Annotated in this window: 22 protein-coding genes and 6 pseudogenes; 17 read left to right on the forward strand and 11 right to left on the reverse strand. The window is 40.0% G+C overall.

The genetic code is table 11. From position 1 onward, the window contains the following. Positions 1 to 451: 451 nt before the first annotated feature. Both GSQ19_RS28220 and GSQ19_RS28225 read right to left on the reverse strand, forming a co-directional pair. A complete protein-coding gene (locus tag GSQ19_RS28220) occupies positions 452 to 808 on the reverse strand; it encodes a hypothetical protein (RefSeq protein WP_011316720.1) in 357 nt (118 codons plus the stop codon). A gap of 171 nt (positions 809 to 979) precedes the next feature. Continuing rightward, positions 980 to 1,615 carry a hypothetical protein gene (locus GSQ19_RS28225; RefSeq protein WP_235622543.1) on the reverse strand — a complete coding sequence of 212 codons (636 nt, stop codon included), beginning with the start codon at positions 1,613 to 1,615 and terminating at the stop codon, positions 980 to 982. Positions 1,616 to 1,717: 102 nt separating this feature from the next. Between GSQ19_RS28225 and GSQ19_RS28230 the strand changes: the two genes are divergently transcribed. The 4 genes from GSQ19_RS28230 to GSQ19_RS28245 all read left to right on the forward strand — a co-directional run bounded on the left by GSQ19_RS28230 (position 1,718) and on the right by GSQ19_RS28245 (position 2,999). Next, positions 1,718 to 1,912, forward strand: coding sequence for a hypothetical protein (locus GSQ19_RS28230; protein WP_041457400.1), 195 nt, complete (start codon positions 1,718 to 1,720; stop codon positions 1,910 to 1,912). Positions 1,913 to 1,940: 28 nt separating this feature from the next. After that, complete coding sequence (locus GSQ19_RS28235) at positions 1,941 to 2,189, forward strand: hypothetical protein (protein ID WP_153228378.1); 249 nt, start codon at positions 1,941 to 1,943, stop codon at positions 2,187 to 2,189. Positions 2,190 to 2,400: 211 nt separating this feature from the next. Beyond that, positions 2,401 to 2,739: a hypothetical protein gene (locus tag GSQ19_RS28240; RefSeq protein WP_011316722.1), complete on the forward strand. Its 339-nt coding sequence runs from the start codon at positions 2,401 to 2,403 to the stop codon at positions 2,737 to 2,739. Positions 2,740 to 2,744: 5 nt separating this feature from the next. Then, positions 2,745 to 2,999, forward strand: a complete 255-nt coding sequence (locus GSQ19_RS28245; RefSeq protein WP_011316723.1) for a hypothetical protein — start codon at positions 2,745 to 2,747, stop codon at positions 2,997 to 2,999. 262 nt (positions 3,000 to 3,261) lie between these two features. On the opposite strand, the gene GSQ19_RS28250 is transcribed toward GSQ19_RS28245, so the two are convergent. Both GSQ19_RS28250 and GSQ19_RS28255 read right to left on the reverse strand, forming a co-directional pair. After that, complete coding sequence (locus tag GSQ19_RS28250) at positions 3,262 to 4,767, reverse strand: relaxase/mobilization nuclease domain-containing protein (protein WP_224311655.1); 1,506 nt, start codon at positions 4,765 to 4,767, stop codon at positions 3,262 to 3,264. 245 nt (positions 4,768 to 5,012) lie between these two features. Beyond that, positions 5,013 to 5,537 (reverse strand): plasmid mobilization protein, encoded by a 525-nt coding sequence (locus GSQ19_RS28255; protein WP_224311653.1) that lies wholly within the window; start codon positions 5,535 to 5,537, stop codon positions 5,013 to 5,015. Between the two features lie 945 nt (positions 5,538 to 6,482). Here GSQ19_RS28255 and GSQ19_RS28260 point away from each other — a divergent pair. Continuing rightward, the gene (locus tag GSQ19_RS28260; protein WP_011316726.1) at positions 6,483 to 7,067 is read left to right on the forward strand and encodes a hypothetical protein; all 585 of its coding nucleotides are present in this window, start codon (positions 6,483 to 6,485) and stop codon (positions 7,065 to 7,067) included. Between the two features lie 225 nt (positions 7,068 to 7,292). Further along, positions 7,293 to 8,537 (forward strand): ParM/StbA family protein, encoded by a 1,245-nt coding sequence (locus GSQ19_RS28265; protein WP_011316727.1) that lies wholly within the window; start codon positions 7,293 to 7,295, stop codon positions 8,535 to 8,537. Positions 8,538 to 8,629: 92 nt separating this feature from the next. Here GSQ19_RS28265 and GSQ19_RS28270 read toward each other — a convergent pair whose 3' ends face one another. Together GSQ19_RS28270 and GSQ19_RS28275 are read right to left on the reverse strand one after the other, a co-directional pair. Continuing rightward, positions 8,630 to 9,073, reverse strand: a complete 444-nt coding sequence (locus tag GSQ19_RS28270) for a hypothetical protein (RefSeq protein WP_011316728.1) — start codon at positions 9,071 to 9,073, stop codon at positions 8,630 to 8,632. Positions 9,074 to 9,181: 108 nt separating this feature from the next. Continuing rightward, complete coding sequence (locus GSQ19_RS28275) at positions 9,182 to 9,523, reverse strand: hypothetical protein (RefSeq protein ID WP_011316729.1); 342 nt, start codon at positions 9,521 to 9,523, stop codon at positions 9,182 to 9,184. 453 nt (positions 9,524 to 9,976) lie between these two features. Between GSQ19_RS28275 and GSQ19_RS28280 the strand changes: the two are divergent. Next, positions 9,977 to 11,017: pseudogene (locus tag GSQ19_RS28280) on the forward strand (PEP/pyruvate-binding domain-containing protein); the annotation flags it as partial. On the opposite strand, the gene GSQ19_RS28285 reads toward GSQ19_RS28280, so the two are convergent. Then, positions 11,010 to 11,741, reverse strand: a complete 732-nt coding sequence (locus GSQ19_RS28285; protein ID WP_011316731.1) for a transposase family protein — start codon at positions 11,739 to 11,741, stop codon at positions 11,010 to 11,012. The pseudogene GSQ19_RS28280 and the gene GSQ19_RS28285 overlap by 8 nt on opposite strands. A 52-nt stretch (positions 11,742 to 11,793) precedes the next feature. Next, a pseudogene (locus GSQ19_RS28290) lies at positions 11,794 to 12,269 on the reverse strand (IS5 family transposase); the annotation flags it as partial. Between the two features lie 178 nt (positions 12,270 to 12,447). On the opposite strand from GSQ19_RS28290, the gene GSQ19_RS28295 reads away from it, so the two are divergent. Together GSQ19_RS28295 and GSQ19_RS30190 are read left to right on the forward strand one after the other, a co-directional pair. Further along, positions 12,448 to 13,221, forward strand: coding sequence for an IS4 family transposase (locus GSQ19_RS28295; RefSeq protein ID WP_011316733.1), 774 nt, complete (start codon positions 12,448 to 12,450; stop codon positions 13,219 to 13,221). A gap of 18 nt (positions 13,222 to 13,239) precedes the next feature. Then, entirely contained in the window at positions 13,240 to 13,590 is a 351-nt protein-coding gene (locus tag GSQ19_RS30190) for a hypothetical protein (RefSeq protein ID WP_011316734.1), read from the forward strand. Between the two features lie 15 nt (positions 13,591 to 13,605). On the opposite strand, the pseudogene GSQ19_RS28300 reads toward GSQ19_RS30190, so the two are convergent. Both GSQ19_RS28300 and GSQ19_RS30195 read right to left on the reverse strand, forming a co-directional pair. Then, a pseudogene (locus GSQ19_RS28300) lies at positions 13,606 to 13,938 on the reverse strand (IS5 family transposase); the annotation flags it as partial. A 634-nt stretch (positions 13,939 to 14,572) separates the two neighbouring features. Beyond that, positions 14,573 to 14,806, reverse strand: a pseudogene (locus GSQ19_RS30195) (IS4 family transposase); the annotation flags it as partial. 279 nt (positions 14,807 to 15,085) lie between these two features. Here GSQ19_RS30195 and GSQ19_RS28305 point away from each other — a divergent pair. The 7 genes and pseudogenes from GSQ19_RS28305 (at position 15,086) to GSQ19_RS28335 (ending at position 23,281) form a co-directional block, all read left to right on the forward strand. Beyond that, positions 15,086 to 15,595 carry an SRPBCC family protein gene (locus GSQ19_RS28305; RefSeq protein WP_011316737.1) on the forward strand — a complete coding sequence of 170 codons (510 nt, stop codon included), beginning with the start codon at positions 15,086 to 15,088 and terminating at the stop codon, positions 15,593 to 15,595. A gap of 42 nt (positions 15,596 to 15,637) precedes the next feature. Next, positions 15,638 to 15,853, forward strand: a pseudogene (locus GSQ19_RS28310) (alcohol dehydrogenase catalytic domain-containing protein); the annotation flags it as partial. A 206-nt stretch (positions 15,854 to 16,059) separates the two neighbouring features. After that, positions 16,060 to 17,229, forward strand: a complete 1,170-nt coding sequence (locus GSQ19_RS28315; RefSeq protein ID WP_011316739.1) for a zinc-dependent alcohol dehydrogenase — start codon at positions 16,060 to 16,062, stop codon at positions 17,227 to 17,229. A gap of 529 nt (positions 17,230 to 17,758) precedes the next feature. Next, positions 17,759 to 18,271: a flavodoxin FldA gene (gene fldA, locus GSQ19_RS28320; RefSeq protein ID WP_011316740.1), complete on the forward strand. Its 513-nt coding sequence runs from the start codon at positions 17,759 to 17,761 to the stop codon at positions 18,269 to 18,271. A 174-nt stretch (positions 18,272 to 18,445) separates the two neighbouring features. Then, positions 18,446 to 20,623 (forward strand): response regulator, encoded by a 2,178-nt coding sequence (locus tag GSQ19_RS28325; RefSeq protein ID WP_011316741.1) that lies wholly within the window; start codon positions 18,446 to 18,448, stop codon positions 20,621 to 20,623. 553 nt (positions 20,624 to 21,176) lie between these two features. Further along, complete coding sequence (locus GSQ19_RS28330) at positions 21,177 to 21,560, forward strand: response regulator (protein ID WP_011316742.1); 384 nt, start codon at positions 21,177 to 21,179, stop codon at positions 21,558 to 21,560. 623 nt (positions 21,561 to 22,183) lie between these two features. Next, positions 22,184 to 23,281: a glycosyltransferase family 4 protein gene (locus GSQ19_RS28335; RefSeq protein WP_011316743.1), complete on the forward strand. Its 1,098-nt coding sequence runs from the start codon at positions 22,184 to 22,186 to the stop codon at positions 23,279 to 23,281. A 57-nt stretch (positions 23,282 to 23,338) separates the two neighbouring features. Here GSQ19_RS28335 and GSQ19_RS28340 read toward each other — a convergent pair. Further along, positions 23,339 to 23,620, reverse strand: a pseudogene (locus GSQ19_RS28340) (transposase); the annotation flags it as partial. Positions 23,621 to 23,707: 87 nt separating this feature from the next. On the opposite strand from GSQ19_RS28340, the gene GSQ19_RS28345 reads away from it, so the two are divergent. Next, positions 23,708 to 23,896: a hypothetical protein gene (locus GSQ19_RS28345; protein ID WP_011316745.1), complete on the forward strand. Its 189-nt coding sequence runs from the start codon at positions 23,708 to 23,710 to the stop codon at positions 23,894 to 23,896. Positions 23,897 to 23,948: the final 52 nt, after the last annotated feature.

Here is a 23,948-nt window from a genome sequence, read left to right on the forward strand (position 1 = left end):
TTGATAATTTTATGCCTCCCTAATTTTTTACTCTCTGTACGTTTAAAATAAAGTCTTGAAATTTCTGAAGCTTGAAAGGCTTAATTTTACGTACTTATGGTTTGGCATAGGAAATAATAAAGTCATGAAATTTTAAAGAAAAATCTCTAAACGCTTCTAGATGAAAATAATAAAGTCTAAACTATCAAGCAGGTTTAGACTGCTTCGCAACGCCCTATCGTCGGCTTTAGCCCAGTAGACGGTAAAGTCTTTTTGTGCCAGTTAGTTTAAGACTTTATTTTAAATTTCAAGACTTTGTTTTAAATTTTGGAACTTTATTCTAAATGTACACTCTCCTGTCGTTATTCGATTTTGAGTGTCTCTTTTGTTCTAGCTATTATTTTTATTTAAAGTAACTAGAACAAAAATAAAACTGCCTAAAAGCTTGACTGCTCAGTATACTGAGCAAAATTCAATTAGCATTGTTATATAACATACATAATCTTGTATAGTGCTGTAGACGTTCTGCGTAATATTTAGCTTTAAATTGGTTCTCTAATTCTTCCAATTTAGATGTTTCTATAGGTTCTAAACCCAAATAATTATGATACGTCTCATTAGCTTCATTAAGAACACTATAAGATTTATATGATGCTTCATTTTTAACCATAAACTCTATCAAGCTTTCTATAGTGCTACCCTGCCAAGAATCTGAAATATTATCTTGAAATCTTCCTCTTTTAGTCGATGTGGCATCACTCCATAAATCACCAAAAGGTATATCTTGATTTTTAAATTGTTTGAGCCATTCTCTAAAACTTATAGTCATTTTTCACTTCTCCCTAGTCAGTTTTTAGCCTGTTGGCATACCTATCAGAGCGATTTGATTGTAATCGTCACGTCGCACTGGTAGATAAAGCAGCTTTACACATAATCCTGTATTTCAGGATTTATATCTTGTGGCAGTAATGAAGTAAATTTTCCCATTTTGCTGGTTTTATTAGTCGATGGATATAATTTCATCGATGTTGAAAACTTCAACTGTAGCATTTGGACTGTTCATATCTGTAGTTTGTTCGAGTAGACGTGTTGCTTCCTCAAGCAATGCGCTTGCGTTCTGAAGCAGTGTTCGCACCTGGGTTAACTTGTTTCGCCGTTCGATACCAAGTTGTGCTTCTATATACCGCGCATCATTATGATGGCTGAGGTGAATTACCCGTACTTGTTGTTCTTTTTCTGAAGGTGCAAATATTGCGTTTTCGGCGGTCAGTTTATAGTATGAGTACGTACCACTGGGGCGTTTAACATTGTAGATGTGGAGTTCGCAACTAGGTGGTGCGATGTACTGTCTGTCGAAGTTAGTAAGTCCAGTACGAATATTATCTAATGTGGTAGTGATCGCCTCGACGGCGGAGACAATACCTAACGATTCTGGTGACTGTGGGCAACCGCGCCTCATCAGCATCATAATGGCGGCAGAACGACGAGTCAGGCGAATTTGTTCTTGATACTGGCGCATTTGTTCTTCCCGGATACGAACAAGTTCGAGTTCTTCATCAGGGGTTAGTTCAATCGCACTCCCACAAGTTTTGTAATTTAAGCAGTCGCCAGGGTCTATACCTGGGTGCAGCATCATACTGGCACAGTCAAATCCAAGTCCACATTTTTTCTTAGGCATGGGTTATCGTTTTTGTTCTAGTTACTTTTATAATTTTATATAGCTAGAACAAAGAGGCTTATGGGCGAGATAAACGATGTTAGAATTTTTGCGCCTGAGCAAGATATTGCGTCTTGGCAGTCGTTGTTTGAGAAGATGGAAGCGCAGGGACTGGTTGAAATTGTCCAAAAACCAGATAAATTTTATGAAGTCAGGGGAAGTGAGAAACTTAAACGAGGGTATTTCAAGATTAAGCTGTTGCGCTGTGATTTATAAAAACATTTGAGTGTCTTAGCTAATAAATATGGTTAAACTAAAAACCCAAGAATATATAGCCAAGTACAGTGCTGAGTTTCCTGACGGAAGAATTAATCGTGAGCTTCCCTTCCCCACAGATACAATATCTGTAGTTTCTGATCCCAAAAATTGGCATTGTTATCCAGAAAACGTAGTCAGGATTTACTTGTCTAATTATGGGTGTCATAAGATAATTGTCGGACAAACTTATGTGTATTGTGTAGGTTTGTCACCTCAGTTTTCATGCACGACGTAAGGGTAATGTATCGCCTGGGCAACTGTCTTTATTGTGAGAGTTATGTTGTCAAAATTATATTTTAGCAGACATTATAGAACTGCAAAAATGCAAAACAATGTAAAATTGTTATATTACTTTCAACATTTATGACAAAACAAGAGTTATGTCACAAGAAAGTAAAATTCTAGAATTAGCTAACTAATTTTGAAACAAAATCTAACTTTTGATTATGTGCATAGATGAAACAATAGCATCTGATATTAAAGAAGCTGTAGCTAGGGTTTCTTGCTATTTAGATGATTTTGGCAGTCATATTAGCCACTTAGATTTTTCAATTGAAAATTTAGAAGATTTAAAAGAAGAATTTGCAGAAGGAACTGATAAAGATTCAATCGATACTTATTTGTACATTGCCCTATCCCGAATAAAATCTACTAAAAATCGACTAGAGGAAGACATTAAAATTGTTAAAAGTTACTTGAATTATTTTATTGAATCCTCTAGTAAAATACCTGAATTTACTTACGATTATGAAAAAAATAAAATCGAAAATAGACAAAAAAAATAAAAGTTATGCCTAAAAAAGATGTCTGGGTAGTATTTGGCCATTTTCTAGATTTAAATTACTATTACGTATCAAATACTGAATGGACTTTTGAAATAGAAGAAGCTTGCTTATTTAAAACCAAGGAATTAGCCGAAAGCACAGTAGGTAGGCTAAAAACTTATGAGAAAAAGAATCTAGACTTTCACGGAATCAACCCAGATAGCTTATCTGTTGAATGTACCCGCCTTGAAGTTAGCGAATTTCTACATTTTACGGCTTAATTTACCTCTAATAAATATAAACGCAAAAAATTGTACTTTTGATTGTTAGACACCAATAGACAAAACAATTTTTTATCCCCCACAAATTCACAAATAGCTGCCCCAAATTCATATCTAGCTTGACAAAGAACCTGGATTGCTAGACGAAATTTTTAAAACCTAAACTGTTTAGTTTGCACTTGGTGACAACTTTGCCAACAGTGTCTTAGCCAGTCCTACCCCTAATTCTGAGTAGATTAAATTCTCTTTATCTACAGATTTACTATTGCTCAATACCTTTTTGCGATCGCTGTTGATTGATTAATGGTTGTTGGGTAAAGAAACGCAGACTTTCAATCTGCTCAATTTCGTTTCTTGTTAATCGAGTTGGTATCTCTTCGTACCAGTTTCCCTGACTGTAGCAGGTTTGCATCATAGGGGTATTATCCCCATAACGGCAAACACTCAGAGTATTGTTATCTAAGCTGGCACTCAACTCCCGTCCTTTGATACGGAAGTTATTGGTAACAAGCATATAGTCAGTGATTATAGAAGGCAAATGTTTGAGATTAGAAGGCAGAAGGTTAAGAGAAGGAGGAATAGGGGAAGATTGCTCTTCCAGGAATTGTTTAGCAGTGAGACCATTTTCTTCTGAAATATCCTGTTGTGGGTGCTGTTTCTTTGGATGTGGTTGAACTTTTTTCTTGGTCTTATTAGTTTCCAATGTGGGGTTATCTTCTAATTTGGATTGTATTACTGGAATCTCACTTGGATAATTACTGTTTAGTGTATATGTACTAACAAGTGTTTTGGAGCTACTATCGGTGTCACCATTACTATCACTTGTACTGCTGCTAGTAGGTTTATCATTATTTAAGTAATCATTATTACTTAAAATTATGCTATTTATGCGAACAATTGCTTTGGCTTTAGCTTGTTGAATTACTTCTTTATCTTTATCTGGGTCGTACATGATTCCATATTCAGACCGCAGTTTGTTCCAGCTATAAGGTTTGTATACTTGATAACCTGCAATTTTTACATCATTATGAATGTAGGTAAAGCCTAGTAGTTCTTCCCCCTGCATCTTAGGCAATACTCCAATGTTGTTTTCCTCCAGGCGTTCAATGAATGTAGAGACGGTGGGACTATCCTTAATGGCTTCTCCTATTGCTTGGCGAATAATTTCCTTACTTGTTGGGGTTTTGTGCTTACTGTTGACTGCTCTAATACTTTTTGATCGGTTGGGACTGATGAGTGTAATTATTCCGTACTCTTGCTCTAACCTAGAGGCGACGGCTTCATTTGTTGTCGGTGTTACTTCCAATCCTAGTTCCGCCGCGATGCGTCTAGTAGAGACTTGGGATCTGAAATAATCATAGGAATCATTAACTAAACTACCATCTAACCGAATCCGGGAAGCGATTATATGCAGGTGTTCGTGGTTGCGATCGTGGTGGCGTACTGCAACAAACTGACTGGTAGCTGCTACAGATGATTCTTCCTTGGGCAAGTATCCCATATCTTTGAGATATTCTCGTGTTACATAACTGTACTGACTGTCCGATAAATGCTCGTGGTAGTTGGGGCGGTGTGCGATTGAGATGATGAGGTGAGCGCACTGCCGTTTGACTGCTTTGTTGGTGTACTTGATGTTGAGAAACTGCTGATTAAATTCATCTGGCCTTGTTCCCATCATATTAGTATCGACAATCGCAGCATCATCTTTGCCCAACACATATTTGAGCGTGTCCAGAAAGTTGGGTTTTTTATAGATGACAGGAATCAAGTTGAGGTTAGAGTTTAGTAGCTAAGAACGTTTTTCCAACCTAGCAATTCTACTTAGAAACGCAAAGAACTTGACTGTAAAGATTTGAACAAAGTTTAATTATTGCCTAATCTCAACTAATATCAATAAACAAAATAGAGATTTATCGCTTCTTAATTTCTCTACTTTCTATATATATCAGCACTTGTATCGAAGTATTCAAATTTGAATACTTCGTTATTGATTAGTATAAGTTCTCAACAAGCTTATTTTTCTATTTCTTGGTTGTGTACAGGATTCCCAGCGTCTTGTTTAGAGCCTGCGATCTCTATATTAAATGCAGCAGCAATAGTTTTATCTACGAGTGCGATCGCAATTTCGACTTGGTTAATAATTTGTTGGTTGTTTGTTTCCTTGGCAAGGTGAGATAACATCATCAGTTCGCTTTTGAGGGTTCCTGCCGTAGCACGGATGGTTATTACATCTGCGGGTGGTTTTGCTGCTAGCACTCGTCTTAACCCACATGAACGTAGATACTCAGATGCCGTTTGTCCTGTGGCGGTGGCTTTCTCCTCAATGGCGTTTTTTTCTTCCTCAAAGACGTATACCTTAACTAATTTGGTTCGTTTAGCAGGCCTATTTACCATACCTTGTTTAATCATTGGACTGGGGGAAGTATCACGCTTTTCTGTACTATGCCAGGGAACTCGTTGGACAACCAAAAGTTCCACTTTTCTCACGCACACTACCATTGCGGATAATATAGCCGTTATCCTTGGTATAACTGACATTGCGGCTATATGGCTCTCGTAATAGTACTGCAACTGCTGTGAAATCGCTTTTACAAGCATTATGCTGTTAGGGTCGAACTATGCGATCGCGGATTATTCTCTATGTAAAAATACTTACTTCATTATAAAATCTAGTCTTTATTTCCTGTCCTTAACTAGAGAAGGAGAATATTGTATTTTTTGTTAAAAATAATACATATTTTATTTATTGTAGAATGCTGAGAGCCGTGCAGTAATCGTGCCATTGTAGTTATAAAAAAGATTATCAGTCAATAATCAAGTGTGCGATCGTGAAATTTTACCTAAGTATATAAACTTAATTTAATGTATAAAATCAACTGAAAATGATTTGTTTAAAATTGAGCGTATATTAATTAGATTAGATTTGTACTACAATTTTGTATTTTTGTAGCATATAAAAATATGAGTTGTATAGAACTTATTATCAATTAATTGTAATTATTGATAATAAATCTAGGTTGAAATAGGCCCATTTGCCATACCTTGTTTACTACCATGATTGCACCAAGTGCGAGGGTAGGATGTAGTAGAGCGTGCAGTGAGTACGGGAAAAGTAAGCAGAGAGTAAGCGGTGAGTACTAGGGAAGTGCGTGTGTCTTATGTAGGTCTAATTTAAATGGAAAAAGTATACTAAATCAATAATTTAACTAATAAATAGAGATTTTTTACCACTTAGTCAGTGAGTACTCGGCAAGTTGCGGGAGAGTACTGAGGAAGTAGCTTGGGGCGTACAGATATAGTAATTTTAGTCACTTTTACATTACTGGAAATGTTGATTAAGCCTATCAAATAAGTGGTTTTAATATTACTAATTACTACATAATGTAGTATAAAATTGGCTAATTGTAATTTGAATTAATTAGCTTAAAAGTTGAGATTGTTTTATTACTGTTGATTGTTGTAACTAACTCGGAGGGGGGAATTATGCCAAGGAAGGTGCAATCAGATTATGTAGAATTGTCAGTGGCAAGAAAGAAAGGTTCTAGTGAAGCGAGATTGTTGCAATACCTGAAGGACAGTGAAAAGGGAGGGGGGGATATGATAATGGAGGCGATAATTCCCCTCTATCTCCCCTATATGCTCTACTCAGAGGGTGTAAGGGGTGAAAAATTATCTTCGTGCGTATTAGATGCGATCGCGCAGTTGGAAGTACAAATAATTAAGATGAAACGGGCTTTCGGGATGGAGGGACTTGCCCAAGTAGTGCTAGTGCAGCCTTATGGTAGTGGACTTCCCACTTCTGCTGCAACTACCACACAACCTCATGGTAGTGGAGTTTTTTCTCTGATAGCTGCAACTGATATTCAGGCTCAAGCAGAGAAGAGTGCGAGTTTTTTTACGGGCGTAGTTTCGACCGATGATGTTTCTGTTTCATCAGAGGTGCCGCTTGTTGTGGAGGAACAGTCTTTTCAAGAGGAAGATTTGGATGATGATTTCTTCAATGATGATGAAGATGATGTGATTGCTAAAGCAGAGATAGAAGTTGATCCGGGATTTCGTTTAGAGTAAGGAAACTGTATCCAGCGATCTCATTTGTAGATTGTCCACCCTATAGATTTGGGTATCAAGGTGGTGAGGTCATCGTCTGCGCTGCAAAAAAAAATGGATGATAATTGTAAAATTTTTTCTAAGACAGGGTAATACTGCTGTAAAGTAAGCCTTTTTCCATACCGAGTTAATACTTATAAAGGTTAAATTGTAAGCAATAGCAGAGATGAATTGAAACCTTTATATATGCCCAAAACTAAGGAGAAATCAGATTTAAAAAAGATAGTAATTACGATTGATATGGGTGCGAGTAAAACCAAGGCTATCGTTCAGGAGTATCCAGAAGGAAAGCCTGTTGTTTTACTTTTAGACTCAGAAATAGCGGATGTTGCTAAAGCCTCAGTTGAAAGCGTCCAACAAGAAGGTAGTCCTGAATCTCGTGCTTGGGTAGGAATTGGTGATGAGTATTACGCCTTGGGAGAACTTGCTCGTCGTCGGTTTGGGGGTATATCGCAACTGAGGGAGCTAAAGTACGAACTAGCAGTTCCCAAAATTTGCGGAGCATTTTGGCTGGCTAAGGAGAAGTTGAACCTGGGTAATGATGTTGCAGCTTACTTGAGTGTCCTGCTGCCGCCGGGTGAAGTGCAAGACAAGGAACAGTTACAAATTCGGTTGAAGGATACGTTTCGGGGGTTTGATACACCAGCAGGTAAGATGCGGGTGAAAATGCTTCGTTATGATGCAGCTTCTGAAGGTAGTGGAATATTTTTCCACCGTAGGCGAACGCTTGGCGATCGTGTACCTGTTTCGATGTACGTAATGCTTGGTTATCGCAACGCGAGTATTTTCACCTTTCGGAGTGGTTCGATTGGCGCAGGAATAACCAGCAATTTTGGTATGTCTTGGTTAGTAAATAATTTGATTTCCAAAACATCGGGACTGAGCCCTGATAATTCCAATATTATTGAGGTACTGATAGAAGCTGGAGCCAGTTGTGACCCCCAGGTGATGCAAAAACTCTCACGCAAGCGCAAAGGTGATGAGATTCAACTTGATGGAGAGTCGATGTCCAAAGCTTTATTACTTGCTAGAGACGAATATTGGCGTGCGATCGCCAGGTGGTTGCGCTCAAAGATGGATGAGGATATTGAAGAACTAGTATTTTGCGGAGGAACTGCGGATTACATTCGTCCTGAAATAGATGCTTACTTCCAGAAAGAGGGGATGAAAGTATCCTGGCACGCTAATATTTTTATACCTGATGAAATATCTTCTGGTATGGGCAATCGGATGGCGGATGTTTGGGCTTTTCACCAGCACATGATTATTCAGTTTGATAAGTTAACTGGTTATATACGCTCTGAGGTTGTACCGTTAAATAAATCTGTTGAAGGTAATACAAATAATACAGGTGAAGAAGTCAAACGTAGGTATAACTTTACGCCTTGTGAGCGGCCTAGTACCTTTATTGCTGTAAACGAGAATGTTTGATAGGTTCAGGCAAAAATAAATGTAGTAAAAAAAGAATCAGCTAGAGTGAAGTGCTGCATAAAACAGTACTTTCTAACTGATTCTTTGAGATTTTAGTATGGCTGTTGCTCTAGCATTTGGGAGCAATCAACGTGAGAATTGGTAATTTCTGGAATGTGCTGAATTACAGAGTTAATTTGCTCCATGTCTGCATATTGTGGTTCTCGTCTTTTGCGGAGTTCCCATGATTTACGGTTATAAGCTAACAAGTCTTCCAAACTCATGTTGAATTTGTATTTGGCGAAATTCAATAATTGTTCTGTGGTGTAACGACAATCTTCAGGACGACCAAAACAAATTTCAAACTGAAGCTTAAAAGCTTTCCAATCGAAATTGTCAGACCCCAGTTGCCGTTGTGATTCGCGTCCGTAAAGGTCACGGATTGAATAGAAAATTGTGTTGTATTTACGCACGTCGAATGATTCAATCTTGAATTGCTCCATTGTTGAATCATCGACTGTAGCAGCTTGAGCTTTAGTAGATTTATTAGCAGCCATAGTTTTTTCCTTGATGAATGCTTCGCTTTTAGCTGCGTCAGCATTAGTCAAAAAATAAATCCCACTCCGTATGAGCGAGATTTTCTGTAAAACTCAGATTATTTGTGATTATTTTGCTAATAAACGTTCGCGTTGTAGCCAAGTACGTTTGTTGACTTCGAGTAGTTCTTCTAAGCCTTTGTTGAAGTGCTTAATGGAATAGTCAACCATTTGTTGTACACTGTATTTGGGGTTTTCGACTGAGCCGAATGTAGCAATAAATCTTGTTTTAAAAGCATCCCATTGTGTTTTATTCCAGTTAGTCTGTGACTGTGCTTGGATAGTTTTACCCCAGGTTTCTTGTAGCCCGTAGTAGACTGCTTTAAACTTACGCTCGTTGTAGTCAGCAATTTTGTAAATACCCATTGCGTTATCATCAATTAAACTAACTTTTTTGGTTTTAGTAGCCATAATTTTTATCTCCTATGTGAGAGTTACTTCTTAAGGATTTGAGCGTTAGCTATAGTGCTTTCTCTTCTTTATTTGAACGTAAGTCCGTGTAAAAAATAACAATCGCCTCGGCTACTATCCTGTTTTCAAAAATTTTCAAATAGCTCTGGTTGTGTCACTATCGCGGTAGCAGCAGCTAGTGAGCGATACCTTCTCCTGTCGGAGACGCTCCGCGTAGCTTGCTTCCCCGCAGGGGTACGGCACACTTCTCTACGAGAGGCTACGCCAACGTGAACGCCGCATAACAAAGCCCATGCACACCGATGCCGAGAGTCGATCGGTTATGATACAAAGGCGATCTGCGGCGGGTGATGGACATCGTTAGGTGCTTGAAGTCATATTTAGGAGTTGCATACAAAAATGAAAACTTAGTACTTTACAGCGACAAGTCTTGATGGCTTCATTGCGACTGAGAAAGATGGCGATACGAAAGAACAGGAGATTGAGACTGAACGGCAGAATAGGCAAGCACTGACAGATGAGCAGATTTTGCAGCTTGAGCGCATCGGTGGAAAGATTGAAGAACATTTCGGACACCCCCAGGACATCGAATGGTGTTTGGTGGATGACACATTTCATATTGTCCAGAGTCGCCCCATCACTACTTTATACCCGATCCCGGAAGCGAACGATCGCCAAAATCACGTTTATGTATCTGTCGGTCATCAACAAATGACGACTGATCCCATCAAACCATTGGGATTATCTTTATGGCAGTTAACAGCTGCTCGACCCATGTATAAAGCGGGTGGACGGTTGTTTGTTGATGTCACCCATGATTTGGCTTCACCTGTGAGAAGAACAATTGTGGTAGACGTTTTGGGAAAATCCGATCCGCTTATCAGGGACGCACTTATGACCATACTAGATCGGGGAGATTTCATAAAATTGTTACCAGATGACAAGCAAGAACAAAGTTCCGGTAACAGCAATAAGGGTGCATCGTCTTTGGTTTTTCAAACGCTGACCGAATACGATCCGGCGATCGTTCCCGATTTGATTGGGCGTAGTCAAACATCGATAGACGAGTTAAAACAGAACATCCAGACGAAATCAGGAGCGGATCTGATTGATTTTATTCTGGAAGATATCCAGAAATTAAAGAAGAGCTTGTCTGATCCACAAAGTTTTGGTGTGATTATGACTGCGATGAATGCGTCATCCTGGATAAATGAAAAAATGAACGAATGGTTAGGTGAGAAAAATGCAGCAGACATACTTTCTCAATCTGCGCCAAACAATATTACTTCGTCTATGGGTCTAGAACTATTGGATGTCGCAGATGTGATTTGTCCTTATGCTGAAGTAATTGATTATTTACAACATGTAAAAGATGATAGGTTTTTGGATGAACTGGTTAAGTTTGATGGTGGAAAGGAAACTCAAGACGCTATCTATGCTTATCTCAACAAATACGGAATGCGATGTGCCGGAGAAATCGATATTACTAAAACTTGTTTTCATCTTTTTGCTGTTGAGTCAGTTCTCGTTTCAGTTTTCTTTTATGAGGTGTAGTGATGTTTTCGCCACCTTGAAATCCTTTATTACCTGAAAAAGGTTGAGATTTATCAAATTTTTGCTGAGATTGACGAAACAATTTTATATCTGCTGTTGGCCCAGGAACACCTACTTCTACCTCAACAATATCTTTTCCTTCTGGCATCCCAATCATTTGGCTTTTCAAAGTATGTTGTCTTTTCTTACCAGAAAAATATTTTTGTTGTTCTTTTTGGTCAGAATGTCTATATATTGGCTGTTCTAGGCTATCGAACAATAGCCTAAAATTAGTTAATACTTCTTGAACAAATAGTAAATCGCTCTTATTATTTGAGACTTGTTCTAATAAACTAGAGGGTAAAATATCTCTCAGAATTGCTATCCAGTCGTGAAATGTATCATTGGCTTCCGTTTTTGAAACCCCAAACAACATTCCTAATACTTGAAATGTCGGCATCTGTCTTAAATAAAATAAGCATAAACAAACTTGTTCTTGGATTGATAACAATTCTTTGCGACCTCCACCAGCCGCATTAATTCTTATTTTTCGGCTTTCTTGCTGAATTTTAATTTCCTGGTGACGTTTGCTCGCACAATTTAGTAGTGATTGTAATTGTTCGTAACTAATCCCTAAAATTTGTTTTGTTCTTAATGGATACTTTTGGATATAATAAAAAACCATAACTAAGTTTGAAAAATGGTATACACTCAGAGACTATTTATAAAGTAAATCTTTAGGCGACTAGACGGCGTAGCATAATACGAGTCATAACAGCGTATATGGCAGCTTCACTCATTTCAGAAAGACGCTCGTAATCTTTGCTAAGACGATGATATTGGTTAAACCAACCGAATGTTCTTTCTACTACCCAACGTTTGGGTAAAACCTGAAATTCTTGCTCAGTACGCCGTATAACTTCAACATGAGCTTGGATCATTAACCAAACTGAAAGCGCAAATTTATCACCGTCATAACCGGAATCAACCCATAAAACTTCTACTTTTTCCAATAATTCAGGACGCTCCTCTAACAATTCCATTAGTGCATAGGCAGCAAGTACTCGTTCCGGCGCATTCGCTTCGCTGACAATGACTTTTAGCAACAGTCCCAGACTATCAACTAGAGTCTGCCGCTTTCTTCCTTTTACCTTTTTACCCCCGTCAAAACCGTACACATCCCCTTTTTTTGGTCAGTCTTGACCGACTGACTTCAAGGGGTGACAATCGCCTCTAAACCATGCCAGATACAGGTTTTGGAGACACAGACCCTTTGAAAAATTTGGGTGCTTATTGGGAATGAACTGTATAGGGGTAGTAGACTCTTCTGTGGAGAGAGGTTTCGTGGTAAAAAAGAACGGTCTCGTAATTTGCTCAAGACCGTCATAATAATGCTGGCATCATTCTACCAAAACTTTTTAGAAAAATACCTGAATAAAGCACAGTTAATCACCCTGAAGATGTTGGTGTGGTTGTTACAAAATCAGAAACAGGTGAGGATAGAAAGACTGGCCGCAACGTTACCATTACCAATACAGCAAAATAGTCGGAGACGACATTTACAAAGATTTTTAACACTAAATGCCTTGAGTGTAGTGTTACTATGGTTTCCCATAATTGAAGCAATAATTAACCAACATTTCAAAGTAGGATCACAGTTAACCATTGCAATGGATAGAACACAGTGGAAAGAAAATAATGTGTTGATGGTTAGCGTAATTTACCAAAAAAGAGCTTGGCCAATATATTGGTGTTTGTTAGAGAAAGATGGTTGCAGTAACCTTACTGAACAGCAAAAAGTATTACGCCCAGTAATTCGGTTATTAAAAAAATACAAATTAGTCATTATTGGGGATAGAGAATTTCATAGCATTGAACTGGGGAGTTGGCTACACAAGCAGAATATAGGTTTTGTACTCCGTCAAAAGAAGGATACAACTTTCTGCCAAAAATGGCAAAAATTTCAGCCTTTAAGTAACATTGAGATTTATCCTGGTGTCCGGCAATTTTACACCAACGTCAAGGTTACTCAAAAACGTGGCTTTGGTCGGTTTAATTTAGGAGTCTACTGGAAAAGAAAGTACAGGGGTAAACAAGAAAAAGATGCTTGGCATTTATTAACTAATTTACCTGACTTAAACACTGCCCTCAAAATATATGCTTAACGTTTTGGCATTGAAGCAATGTTTAAAGATTGTAAAACAGGTGGGTACAATCTAGAATCTTCTCAAGCCAGTCCCGATAGACTTGTACGAATAATATTCTTAATTGCTTTAGCAATGACCAGTGCTTGGCTACAAGGTCAAAAAATTAAATTACAACGACAACAATCTTATGTCTGTCGTTCCCAAGAGCAGGGTAAAACTGAAAAAAGGCATAGTAATTTTTGGATAGGTTTATATGGTTTTAATTGGATAGTTGCTTGGTATGGGTGTCAAACATGGGTCGAGGAAATGGTCAGTTCCATTCGCAATAAGCAAGCATATTATCAACGAGGTTTAAGAGCTATGAAGCTTATACAGCAAGCACTTTAACTCGCTTGTCGCCCCTTGAACCGACTGACTGTCTGCGGCGATCGCACTTGGTTGTGTTGATTTACCTAATTTTGAGCGAACTTGACCGCGCAATGTATGATTTAATTTTTCCCAAACCCCCTTGCGTTGCCATTTGCGGTAGTAGCTATATACCGTTGCACTTGGTGGAAAGTCTCCTGGAAGCATATTCCATTGGCATCCAGTTTTCAAATGATAATAGATGGCATTACATATTTCACGCATATCGGTTGTGCGTGGATGCCCACCAGATTTTGCTGGTGGAATCAAGGGAGCCAAAATTTCCCACTCCATATCAGTTAAGTCTGTGGGGTAAGACTTTCGCGCCATGAGCAACTATGTAAATACACTGTGTATGAGGTATCTTATACTCGCAGTGACCCCTTTATTGCTGTTTTTAGATTTACTTTATAAATAACCTCTCAATTCAACGTTTTACCATTTTTCTTTTCCTAAGTTAATATTTCGGACAAGTCTATTAAACTCAAACCTGAATTTACTGAAGTGCAGGAATCACAATCATGAAAAAGATTTACCAGACTAAAACCGCAACCATGACACCAAGCCGTTTTGCTAGAAGAGGAATCTCATGAACGATTTAATAAAACCACCTGATTGCCAAACGACAATGCAGCTACAAGACGGTCGTATCCTTGCCTGATTGTCTGCCCCAAACTACACTAATTATTAACAGATTAATACGTCCCTAATTAGTTCGAGCTATAACCACATAAACAACTTCGGTGAAGGAAAAATTTATGGCTCTGCTAGACTAGCTATAAAAAATTAATACTTGATATCAGGTTAAATCCTTACATTGTCTGGGATTCAAGAGGAACAAAGTAAATTTTTATTAAATCTTTGATTCTATTTTAGACAAACCTTGTTATATCAATCGTTTTAGCCATTTTTTAGTGTTAATTTATCAACCCAAGCCTGGGAGAGCCAAATTTATTTCTAGCTAGCTCCTAATAATTGGAAACCAAATTTCTTCAATATTGATGTAGTTTAAAGATAAAAATCGCTGAATTCTCTTCCTTCTACTTTCAAAGAGTATTGGCAAAGGTAAAGCAGTAGCCAATGATTCTATGCTGACAGTTTTAATAGATTGTAATAAATTAATCAGGAGTTTTAGTAATAAATATTCGGTGCGTCCCAATTCTCGCTTGAGGTGTGTTTCATAGAATTCAGGTACTATTATCATTAAACAGAGCTTATTGCGAATGAATGCTATTTTTGTTTTACCATAAGTTGCTACACTGATTGCCCTATATCCATTTCAGGGTATTTCGTTCCCCCTTAAGAACTGCCAATTACTACTTTTGTCGTATCAATTTATTGAAAACCTAAGACTATTGAAAGAATATAAGTAATTTTTTTTTAACTATAACTCTAAGCAATAGAAGAGTTAGAACAAATCAATTTGTCCCAACTTTGATAATTAAAAGACATATAGCAAGCACAAGAGGCAATGGTCATGAGTACGGTCATGAACCAACGGGTCAAAGTTGAAAAGACTTTAACCATTAACAAACCAGTAGAGGAACTTTATCGCTTTTGGCGTAACTTTGATAACTTGCCACGCTTCATCAAGCATCTCAAACAGGTGAGGGTACACGACGAAAAGCGATCGCACTGGATTAGCAAAGGATTCTTAAATGAAAGCGTTGAGTGGGATGTAGTCATTACCGAAGACCGAGAAAACGAATTGATTGCCTGGACTTCGGTTGAAGGCGCAGCAATTGAAACCTCTGGTCGCGTCCACTTCAAGCCAGCACCTGGGAATCGTGGTACTGAGGTAAAAACAGTCCGAGAATTTACCCCGCCTGCGGGTGAAATTGGGGCTGCGTTGGCGAAGCCCGTCATAGACATCGCTAAATTATTTGGCGAAGACCCAGAACTGCAAATTAAAGAAGATTTACGCGGCTTCAGAATGCTGATGGAAGCAGGCGAGATTGCCACAACAGAAGGTCAACCGCGAGGTTAATAAATATTGCTATGAAATGTTTGTTGGTACGGCACTAACGATGTGCGGGTGGAAACAGTGCCAGACCCAAAAATAATTAACCCCCGCGATGCCATCCTCAAAGTTACATCAGCAACCATCTGCGGTTCTGACTTGCATATCTACAATGGCTACATCCCGACGATGGAACCGGGTGACATTATTGGTCACGAGTTTATGGGAGAAATCGTTGATATTGGCAATGAAGTCAAGAAATTGAAAAAAGGCGATCGCGTATTGAAGGGCGAAGTCGATCCATCTGCTGTGTTCACGCATCACTTACCCCTAAAAGAAGCCAAGCATGGCTTCGAGCTGTTCAACCAAAGAAAAGAGCACTGCATAAAAGTTAGGTTACAGCCTTGAGTTGGGGACTGAGAGGAGCAGAGGAGACAAGGAAAATAACCACTGACAACTGACCACTAACTACCGACAAAGGACTAATGGCTATGAAAGCAGTTTGCTGGAACGGTGCCAACGATGTACGGGTGGAAACAGTACCCGATCCAAAAATCATTAATCCGCGTGATGCTGTTATTAAAATCACGACAACAGCAATTTGCGGTTCTGATTTACACCTTTATAACGGCTACGTCCCCACAATGGAAAAGGGCGATATCCTGGGTCATGAAATGATGGGGGAAGTCGTTGAAATAGGCAGTGCCGTCAAAAATTTAAATATAGGCGATCGCGTGGTTGTACCATTCCCTATCGCCTGTGGTAACTGCTGGTACTGTCAACATGACTTCTGGTCATTGTGCGATAATTCTAACCCAAACGCTTGGTTAGCAGAAAAATTCATGGGTTATTCACCCTCTGGTATTTTTGGCTACTCTCATATGCTAGGTGGCTACGCTGGTGGTCAAGCTGAATATGCCCGTGTTCCCTTTGCCGATACTGGTTTGTTTAAGATTCCTGATGGACTAACAGACGAACAAGTAGTGTTTCTAACAGATATCTTCCCCACCGGATATATGGCGGCAGATAACTGTAATATTCAGCCCGGTGATATTGTCGCAGTCTGGGGGTGTGGCCCAGTCGCACAATTCACAATAAGAAGTGCTTATCTACTTGGTGCTGAACGAGTCATCGCTATCGATCGAATTCCCGAACGCCTACAGATGGCTAAAGATCAAGGCAAGGCAGAAATCCTTAACTATGAGGAAGTAAATGTTAGTGAAGCCCTCAAAGAAATGACAGGTGGACGCGGCCCAGATGCTTGTATTGATGCTGTGGGGTTGGAAGCACACGGCACGGGTCTAGAAGGAGTATACGACGAAGTCAAGCAAGCAGTGCGTCTGGAAACAGACCGCCCCCATGTGCTGCGGCAAGTGATGATGGACTGTCGCAAAGGCGGTCACGTGTCAATTCCTGGTGTTTATGTCGGCGTTGTAGACAAAATACCTATGGGTGCTGCCATGAACAAAGCCTTAGTATTCAAAATGGGACAAACGCACGTTCATAAGTACTTAAACACATTACTCGATCACATTCAAAATGGCAGGATCGATCCATCATTCGTGATCACCCATCGTCTACCGTTAGATGAAGCACCCCGAGGTTACGGAATTTTCAAAGACAAGAAGGAAAACTGTATCAAAGTTGTACTCAAACCATAAGGCAGGAGAAAAGACACGGAGAGTGGGAGAGAGAGAAAGAAACAAGTGTATTCAGAGCTATTCAGGTAGTAAAAATTACTAAAACTTTCTCTTTGCTCCCTCTGCTTCTCCTACTCCCCAAGATGAAGTCAAAACTAAAAAGGTGAGCCACTGCGGTGGACGGGAGCACCTGCATAAAGCAAGTGGCGTTAGCGACGTTAGGAGCGTCACCCGAAGCGCAAAAGGCAAAAGAGAACTGATGGAGTCTTGAAATTTAATTCTTAATTCTTAATTCTTTTCTTTTTACTTTTACCTTTTGACTTACTAGCCCCTGCTCCTCACTCATCACTAATTTGGCGATTGGCATTTGTTCAACTTGTCCTGAATCCAAACTCTCAATTTTTTATCTTAATCTTTGAAGGAGGTTGCTAACGATGGCAAAAATCGTTGGTTAGGAAATAATTTTTAGTACATATTTTTTAGTCAGCATTCAAGCCACCTACTTTCAATTTAACCAGCCATCAAGCACACTGCTGTAAAAGGAGTACAAATGTCTAATATTGGTTTATTTTTTGGTACTCAAACAGGCAATACCCAAACTGAATCAGAAATAATTCAGAAGGAGTTTGGTGGTGATAGCGTTGTAACGTTAAATGATGTTTCACAAGCTGAACCAAGTGATTTTAATAACTACGACTATATCATTTTTGGTTGTCCTACTTGGAATGTTGGAGAATTGCAAAGTGATTGGGAAGATTTTTATGATGAGTTAGATAACATTGACTTCACGGGCAAAAAAGTTGCTTATTTTGGTCCTGGAGACCAGGTTGGTTATCCAGATACATTTCAAGATGCACTCGGTATTCTAGAGGAAAAAATTTCAGAAAATGGTGCTGAAACAGTTGGCTATTGGCCTACAGAAGGTTATGAATTCAGCGAGTCTAAAGCTGTTCGTGATGGTAAATTTGTAGGTCTTGCCCTTGATGAAGATAATCAATCCGATTTAACAGAGGAAAGAATCAAAGCTTGGGTTACACAATTGAAGCTAGAGTTTGGTTTGTAAAGCTTTATTCACTAAAATGCTTGTTACCTAATTAGGTAAATTTGAGAATTCTTTGCCCGTCTCAAAGATGAAACTGCGCGAGAGAAATTACTGAAAACCATTCTCTAAAACATAACTTGCTTGCTTCGGGTTGCCTTTGAAATACTTGGCTCAATTGCCTGAAAAATAGGTTTTATGAAACTGCTTATCGTTGAGAATGATCGAGATACGGCGGCTGCTCTCACCACTTCTTTGGTAGCACAGCAGTTTACAGTTGATACCGCTAGTGATAGTCGATCGGCACTAGAGTTAGCTGAGGCAACAGAGTATGACCTGATCGTGCTAGATGTCATGCTACCCGATGAGAATGGAATTCGTCTGTGTCGCCAACTAAGGACACAGAATCAGCAAGAGCCTATTTTGCTGCTCACAAGGAAGGTTAATCCGGCAGATAGAATAGCAGGCTTTGAGGCAGGAGCAGATGACTATATTACCAAACCCTATGAGCTATCAGAACTGCTAGCTCGGATTCGGGCATTACTGCGACGAGGCAGCACAGTATTAACCAAAGTACTCTGCTGGGGTCAGTTGCAGCTCGATCCGAATAATTGCGAAGTCATGTGTCAAGGCAAAGGCTTACATCTCACGCCTAAAGAATACAAACTGCTGGAGCTATTTTTGCGACATCCGCGGCGGATTTTTGACCGAAGGACTCTGCTCGATCGCATCTGTTCGATTGATGAATGTCCCGGTGAAGAAGCTATAACAACTCAAATTCGCGGGTTGCGGCGCAAACTCCAGATGGCTGGGCTGAATTCCGATCCAATTGAAACATTGTATGGGCTGGGGTATCGGCTGAAATCTGTGCCAGAAGAGCGGGAGCAGGGGTCGGAGCAAGGACACGGGGATACGGAGACGCGGGGACGTGGGGATACGGAGACACGGGGACAAGGGGACACGGGGAATATATTTGATAGGCTCTCCGCGTTACCCTTTGGGGCGACCAGTCGCCACAAGTCTTTGCCTTCTGGGTTCGGAAGTGACGCTCCTAACGTCGCTAACGCTGCGCTAACGGACTCGACGGGAAATGGAGCCACTCCCCTCAAGTCGGGAAACCCGCCTACAGGGGTGGCTCCCCAAGTGGAGAATGCGACATCCAAGACTCCGACTTCTTCACCGCAAAGCGGCTCAGTCCAAGGTGCTGGTTCACCGCATCTCCCCATCTCTGCGTTTTCCTCATCCTACCTGCTGAATGCAAATCGATATGATGCAGAGGCGGAGGCAGTGGCGGCAATTCAGCAGATGTGGCAGGATTCTCAGGAGCGATTGCAGGGCCAACTAGCAAAGCTGGAGGAGGCGATCGCCCACCTCTCTACTAATAGTCTCACCCCTGACGGACGGCAGTTCGCCCAGACCATCGCCCATCGGCTGATTGGCTCTTTGGGGGCATTTGGTATGCCGCAAGCAGCAGAACTTGCCCGCCAGATCGAACGCACCTTGAAAACACCAACGGCTGCTGTCCAATCAGAGGAAGCGGTTCAACTAAAATCGCTGCTTGGGCAACTGAGGCAAGTTATCCAGCAGTTACCTACTTTTGCTACAACAGCGCCCACTCCAGTACTGAAGTCTAGCGATCGCGTGGTTTTGTTGATTGATGATGATACTGACTTGATTGAGCGAATGCAGGCAAATGCTTCAAACTGGAGCATTCACCTGGAAACCGTCACTGACCTTACCCTCGCCCGCCAACGCCTTCAGTACCTCACACCCGATGCCATCATATTGGATCTTACCTTTCCCAATACCACCGAAAGCGGCTTGACCCTACTGGCACAGTTGAAGCACCAATTTTCCACTATTCCTGTGCTGGTGCTGACAGGACTTGGCGATTTAACCAAGCGTGTGGAAGTCACCCGTTTAGGAGCCAACGCCTTTTTGCAAAAGCCTGCCACGCCTACCGAAGTGTTTCAAGCCGTCAGCCAACTCCTCCACCGGATTGACACTATCAATGCCAGACTGCTGATTGTGGATGACGATCCGGCATTGTTGTCCATATTAGAAGCCCAACTGCAACCGTGGGGCTTTCAGGTCACAACCTTGGCAGATTCAAGCCAGTTTTGGCAATACTTGGAAGCCACCACTCCCGATCTGCTATTGCTGGATGTTGCTATGCCGGGGTTTAGCGGCATTGAACTATGCCAGGTAGTCAAGAGCGATCCGCGTTGGAGTCGGCTACCTGTGTTGTTGTTATCGGCTCATGCCGATGCTGATACCCTGTACCGGGCCCTAGCAGCGGGGGCAGATGACTATATCTTAAAACCAATCGTAGAAGCCGATTTGATTCAGCGAATTTTAAATTTCAATTCCTGGTAGGGATTTAAAATAAGCGACTTCCAAATAAAAAAATAACCAATCACTGTGTTAGCAGGGGAGCCAGTGCTGTGGTGTTAGCGTAGCGGTAGCGACGCAGGAGCGTCGGCAGTCCGATCTTGGGGGTTTCCCCCAGGAGGAACTGCCGAAAGGGTTTCCCGACTTGAGCAAACTGGCGTGAGCAGGGGGAGTAAGAAAAATAGAATTATGAATAAATTGGATAATTTATTTCTTGGAAATTCCTAATTAGTAATTGATACTTCATCCCTTAGAGCTGATTCGTAAAGAAAATCTTAAGGGTACTTAACTCATTACTAGGTCTGAGTTTCAGCGAATAAGCGCTTTATTAACTTAAATGCCTAAAACCCTTACTAGACAAGTAGTTTACTTTAGTTTACAAATTAGCTCTCAAGGGATTGATTCAAATAATGATGCTAGCGGCAATGCTACGCGAACGTACTTTGTTATTTTCCATCAATCAATTTAGAGAGAAGTTGGATCGCATGAAACCAGATTAAATCTGACGCCCCTTCATTACGAATAACGAATTGGTATTATGTCCTCTTATACAAATCGATGCATCCTGGTGATTGACGACGAACCTGACCTGTGCAGCATTGTCAAGTTCACGCTAGAACGCCTCAAAAGCTGGAAAATCCTCACAGCTGAGTCTGCACAGGCAGGACTGATGCAGGCAGAAACGCAGCAACCAGACGTGATTTTGCTCGATCTGAGCCTGTGTGGTCAATATAGACTGACTATGCTGCAATCTTTGAAAACTAATCCGACTACGCAGTCGATTCCGGTTATCTTGTTTACCGCCACAGACCCGTCAGACGATTCGCTGGGATTTGACCCCTCTGAATTTGCTGGAGTGATCCTGAAGCCGTTCAATGTCTTGCAGCTTGGCGAGCAGATTATTGAGCAACTGGGGTGGTGAGGTTAGAGTGCAATGCCTTTTTTAGGCTTTGTTGCATGAAACAGAAAAAAGACACACCAACTATTAGCAGAGTTAATGATTATTTTTCCACTTTGTAGCTATCTGGTTTGCTTAATTGAATCATGCGATTAAGTGCAGTACATTGCAGAAATAACTTAACAGCTTGATTGTCAAAAAAGCGCCGTCTTAGCTTACTGCTAAAAATAATTTAATTCATCCCTCTATTATGCAACACCAATATTTAGATGCGTTCGCGCTGTTCTGCTTTTTGGGAGAAGGCTTGCTGGCGTTGTGCTAACACCATTTCTGCTTCTGAAAACGCAACTGTTTTGTAAATTAACTAAGTATTTTTGTATATAAATATGGTAACTGCCAATTACTACTTTTGAAGTATCAATTTATTGGAAACCTAAGACTATTGAAAGAATATAAGTAATTTTTTTTTAACTATAACTCTAAGCAATAGAAAAGTTAGGAAAATCAATTTGTCCCAAGTTTGATAATTAAAAGACATATAGGGGTAGTGTTACGGAAGCTGCGGTCAAGGGCAAGCGCACACTGTAAAACCCTTTTTAAAAGAAAGACTTTCTTGAAATTCTAGTCTTAAGTTTTTAGGAGTTTCTATGCGGATTGCTCAAATTGCTCCTCTTTGGGAGAGAGTTCCACCTCTTGGTTATGGTGGAACAGAATTAGTCGTGGGCTTATTGACCGATGAATTAGTTCGGCGAGGGCATGAAGTAACGCTATTTGCATCGGGAGATTCAATAACTTTGGCAAAGCTGCAATCAGTTCATCCTTATGCTTTGAGACTAGATTCAAGCATCAAAGAGTGTAACATCTATGAAATGTTGGAACTGGCTTTGGTATATGAGCAAGCCCAAACCTTTGACATAATTCATTCACATATGGGCTGGAGTGCGTTGCCCTATGCAAATTTAGTAAAGACACCGACAGTTACCACATTACATGGTATCTTTACCCCTGATAACGAAAAGATGTTTCAATATGCCAAAAAGCAGCCCTATGTAAGTATTTCCAATTCCCAACGTGAATCTAGGCTAGGGTTGAATTATGTAGCAACTGTCTACAATGGCATTGATATCAGTAGTCATAAGTTTCATCCTCAGCCGGACGAACCACCTTATCTGGCTTTTTTGGGAAGAATTTCACCAGAAAAAGGAACAGACTTAGCAATACAGATTGCAAAAGAGGCTGGTTGGCGTTTAAAGATGGCAGCTAAGGTGGATGTCGTTGATATAGAGTATTTTGAGCGAGAAATTCAGCCCTTAATTGATGGTCAGCAAATTCAGTATTTGGGTGAAGCTAACCATGTTCAAAAGAATGCTTTGATGGGGGGTGCAGTAGCAACTTTATTTACGATTACTTGGCGAGAACCCTTTGGTTTGGTAATGACAGAATCAATGGCAGCAGGAACACCAGTCATCGCCATGAATTTAGGTTCAGTTCCTGAAGTAATTGTTCACGGAAAAACTGGCTTTATTTGTAATAGTATTTCTGAATGTGTTAATGCCGTTAACAAAGTGGCAGAACTAGATCGTCATGCTTGTCGTCAACATGTGGAGAATTGTTTTAACGTACAAAAAATGGTAGATAGCTATGAAGAAGTTTATTGGCAGATTCTGGCAGAGCGCATGACTCAAAATAAAAAAGTTATGCATTTCGGCGATTTTAAACATAAACATCAAATCCAGAAATGTTGAATCTTAATACAAAACTTTACATATCTAGTTACACTAGCTCTAAAAAGCCTAAAATAGTCAATAAAACATAATCTCCTCAAACCAATGAACATAAATGTTCTGACACATACAAGATTGTAAATAGCGGAGTTTATCTAATAGAATATCTCCCCATTGTTTGGGTATAGATAAAAGCTGTAAAATCAAATATGCAATTAAACTGATGTAAATTTGTATAGTGATACCATTGACATTCTTAGTAATTAATTTGTCAAGTTTTAAGTGCATCTTTAAAAACTTCCATAACAATTCAACTCCCCAACGTAATCGATAAATATCCCTAATTTCATCATCACTAACTTTGCTTGGTTAAAAATGTTGTAATTTTCTTAACTAAATAAATCAGCTCATCACATAACATCTTAAAAAGCTAGATTAAAGACCATCATGTCTCTCATCAAAATTTACTCTGTTATTGGTATTGAAAACTTTACTTTAGTGGTGTTTAACACAGGGATATATTTCTGGCAGTTTCGGTTAGTTAGTGCTGATGGCGCGGTATTTGGTGAACAAAGACTGTATTATACCCCCCAAGCAGCAGCAGCAGCAGGCCGGAAGTGTATTCAAGTGGATTAGTAATGAACCCAGGCTCTTCAAGATATACAGGATACCAGAAATGTTGAATTGT

It is taken from the genome of Trichormus variabilis 0441, from assembly GCF_009856605.1.
Taxonomy (GTDB): Bacteria; Cyanobacteriota; Cyanobacteriia; order Cyanobacteriales; family Nostocaceae; genus Trichormus; species Trichormus variabilis.

Bases quoted from the DNA above. Each gene is read 5' to 3' on its own strand.
- GSQ19_RS28240 (WP_011316722.1), top strand. From the start codon at position 2,401: ATGTGCATAGATGAAACAATAGCATCTGATATTAAAGAAGCTGTAGCT.
- GSQ19_RS28235 (WP_153228378.1), top strand. From the start codon at position 1,941: ATGGTTAAACTAAAAACCCAAGAATATATAGCCAAGTACAGTGCTGAG.
- GSQ19_RS28260 (WP_011316726.1), top strand. From the start codon at position 6,483: ATGCCAAGGAAGGTGCAATCAGATTATGTAGAATTGTCAGTGGCAAGA.
- GSQ19_RS28270 (WP_011316728.1), bottom strand. From the start codon at position 9,073: ATGGCTGCTAATAAATCTACTAAAGCTCAAGCTGCTACAGTCGATGAT.
- GSQ19_RS28315 (WP_011316739.1), top strand. From the start codon at position 16,060: ATGAAAGCAGTTTGCTGGAACGGTGCCAACGATGTACGGGTGGAAACA.
- GSQ19_RS28255 (WP_224311653.1), bottom strand. From the start codon at position 5,537: ATGTCAGTTATACCAAGGATAACGGCTATATTATCCGCAATGGTAGTG.
- GSQ19_RS28330 (WP_011316742.1), top strand. From the start codon at position 21,177: ATGTCCTCTTATACAAATCGATGCATCCTGGTGATTGACGACGAACCT.
- fldA (WP_011316740.1), top strand. From the start codon at position 17,759: ATGTCTAATATTGGTTTATTTTTTGGTACTCAAACAGGCAATACCCAA.
- GSQ19_RS28295 (WP_011316733.1), top strand. From the start codon at position 12,448: ATGCTGGCATCATTCTACCAAAACTTTTTAGAAAAATACCTGAATAAA.
- GSQ19_RS28345 (WP_011316745.1), top strand. From the start codon at position 23,708: ATGTCTCTCATCAAAATTTACTCTGTTATTGGTATTGAAAACTTTACT.
- GSQ19_RS30190 (WP_011316734.1), top strand. From the start codon at position 13,240: ATGTTTAAAGATTGTAAAACAGGTGGGTACAATCTAGAATCTTCTCAA.
- GSQ19_RS28245 (WP_011316723.1), top strand. From the start codon at position 2,745: ATGCCTAAAAAAGATGTCTGGGTAGTATTTGGCCATTTTCTAGATTTA.
- GSQ19_RS28220 (WP_011316720.1), bottom strand. From the start codon at position 808: ATGACTATAAGTTTTAGAGAATGGCTCAAACAATTTAAAAATCAAGAT.
- GSQ19_RS28285 (WP_011316731.1), bottom strand. From the start codon at position 11,741: ATGGTTTTTTATTATATCCAAAAGTATCCATTAAGAACAAAACAAATT.
- GSQ19_RS28325 (WP_011316741.1), top strand. From the start codon at position 18,446: ATGAAACTGCTTATCGTTGAGAATGATCGAGATACGGCGGCTGCTCTC.
- GSQ19_RS28225 (WP_235622543.1), bottom strand. From the start codon at position 1,615: ATGATGCTGCACCCAGGTATAGACCCTGGCGACTGCTTAAATTACAAA.
- GSQ19_RS28305 (WP_011316737.1), top strand. From the start codon at position 15,086: ATGAGTACGGTCATGAACCAACGGGTCAAAGTTGAAAAGACTTTAACC.
- GSQ19_RS28230 (WP_041457400.1), top strand. From the start codon at position 1,718: ATGGGCGAGATAAACGATGTTAGAATTTTTGCGCCTGAGCAAGATATT.
- GSQ19_RS28275 (WP_011316729.1), bottom strand. From the start codon at position 9,523: ATGGCTACTAAAACCAAAAAAGTTAGTTTAATTGATGATAACGCAATG.
- GSQ19_RS28335 (WP_011316743.1), top strand. From the start codon at position 22,184: ATGCGGATTGCTCAAATTGCTCCTCTTTGGGAGAGAGTTCCACCTCTT.
- GSQ19_RS28265 (WP_011316727.1), top strand. From the start codon at position 7,293: ATGCCCAAAACTAAGGAGAAATCAGATTTAAAAAAGATAGTAATTACG.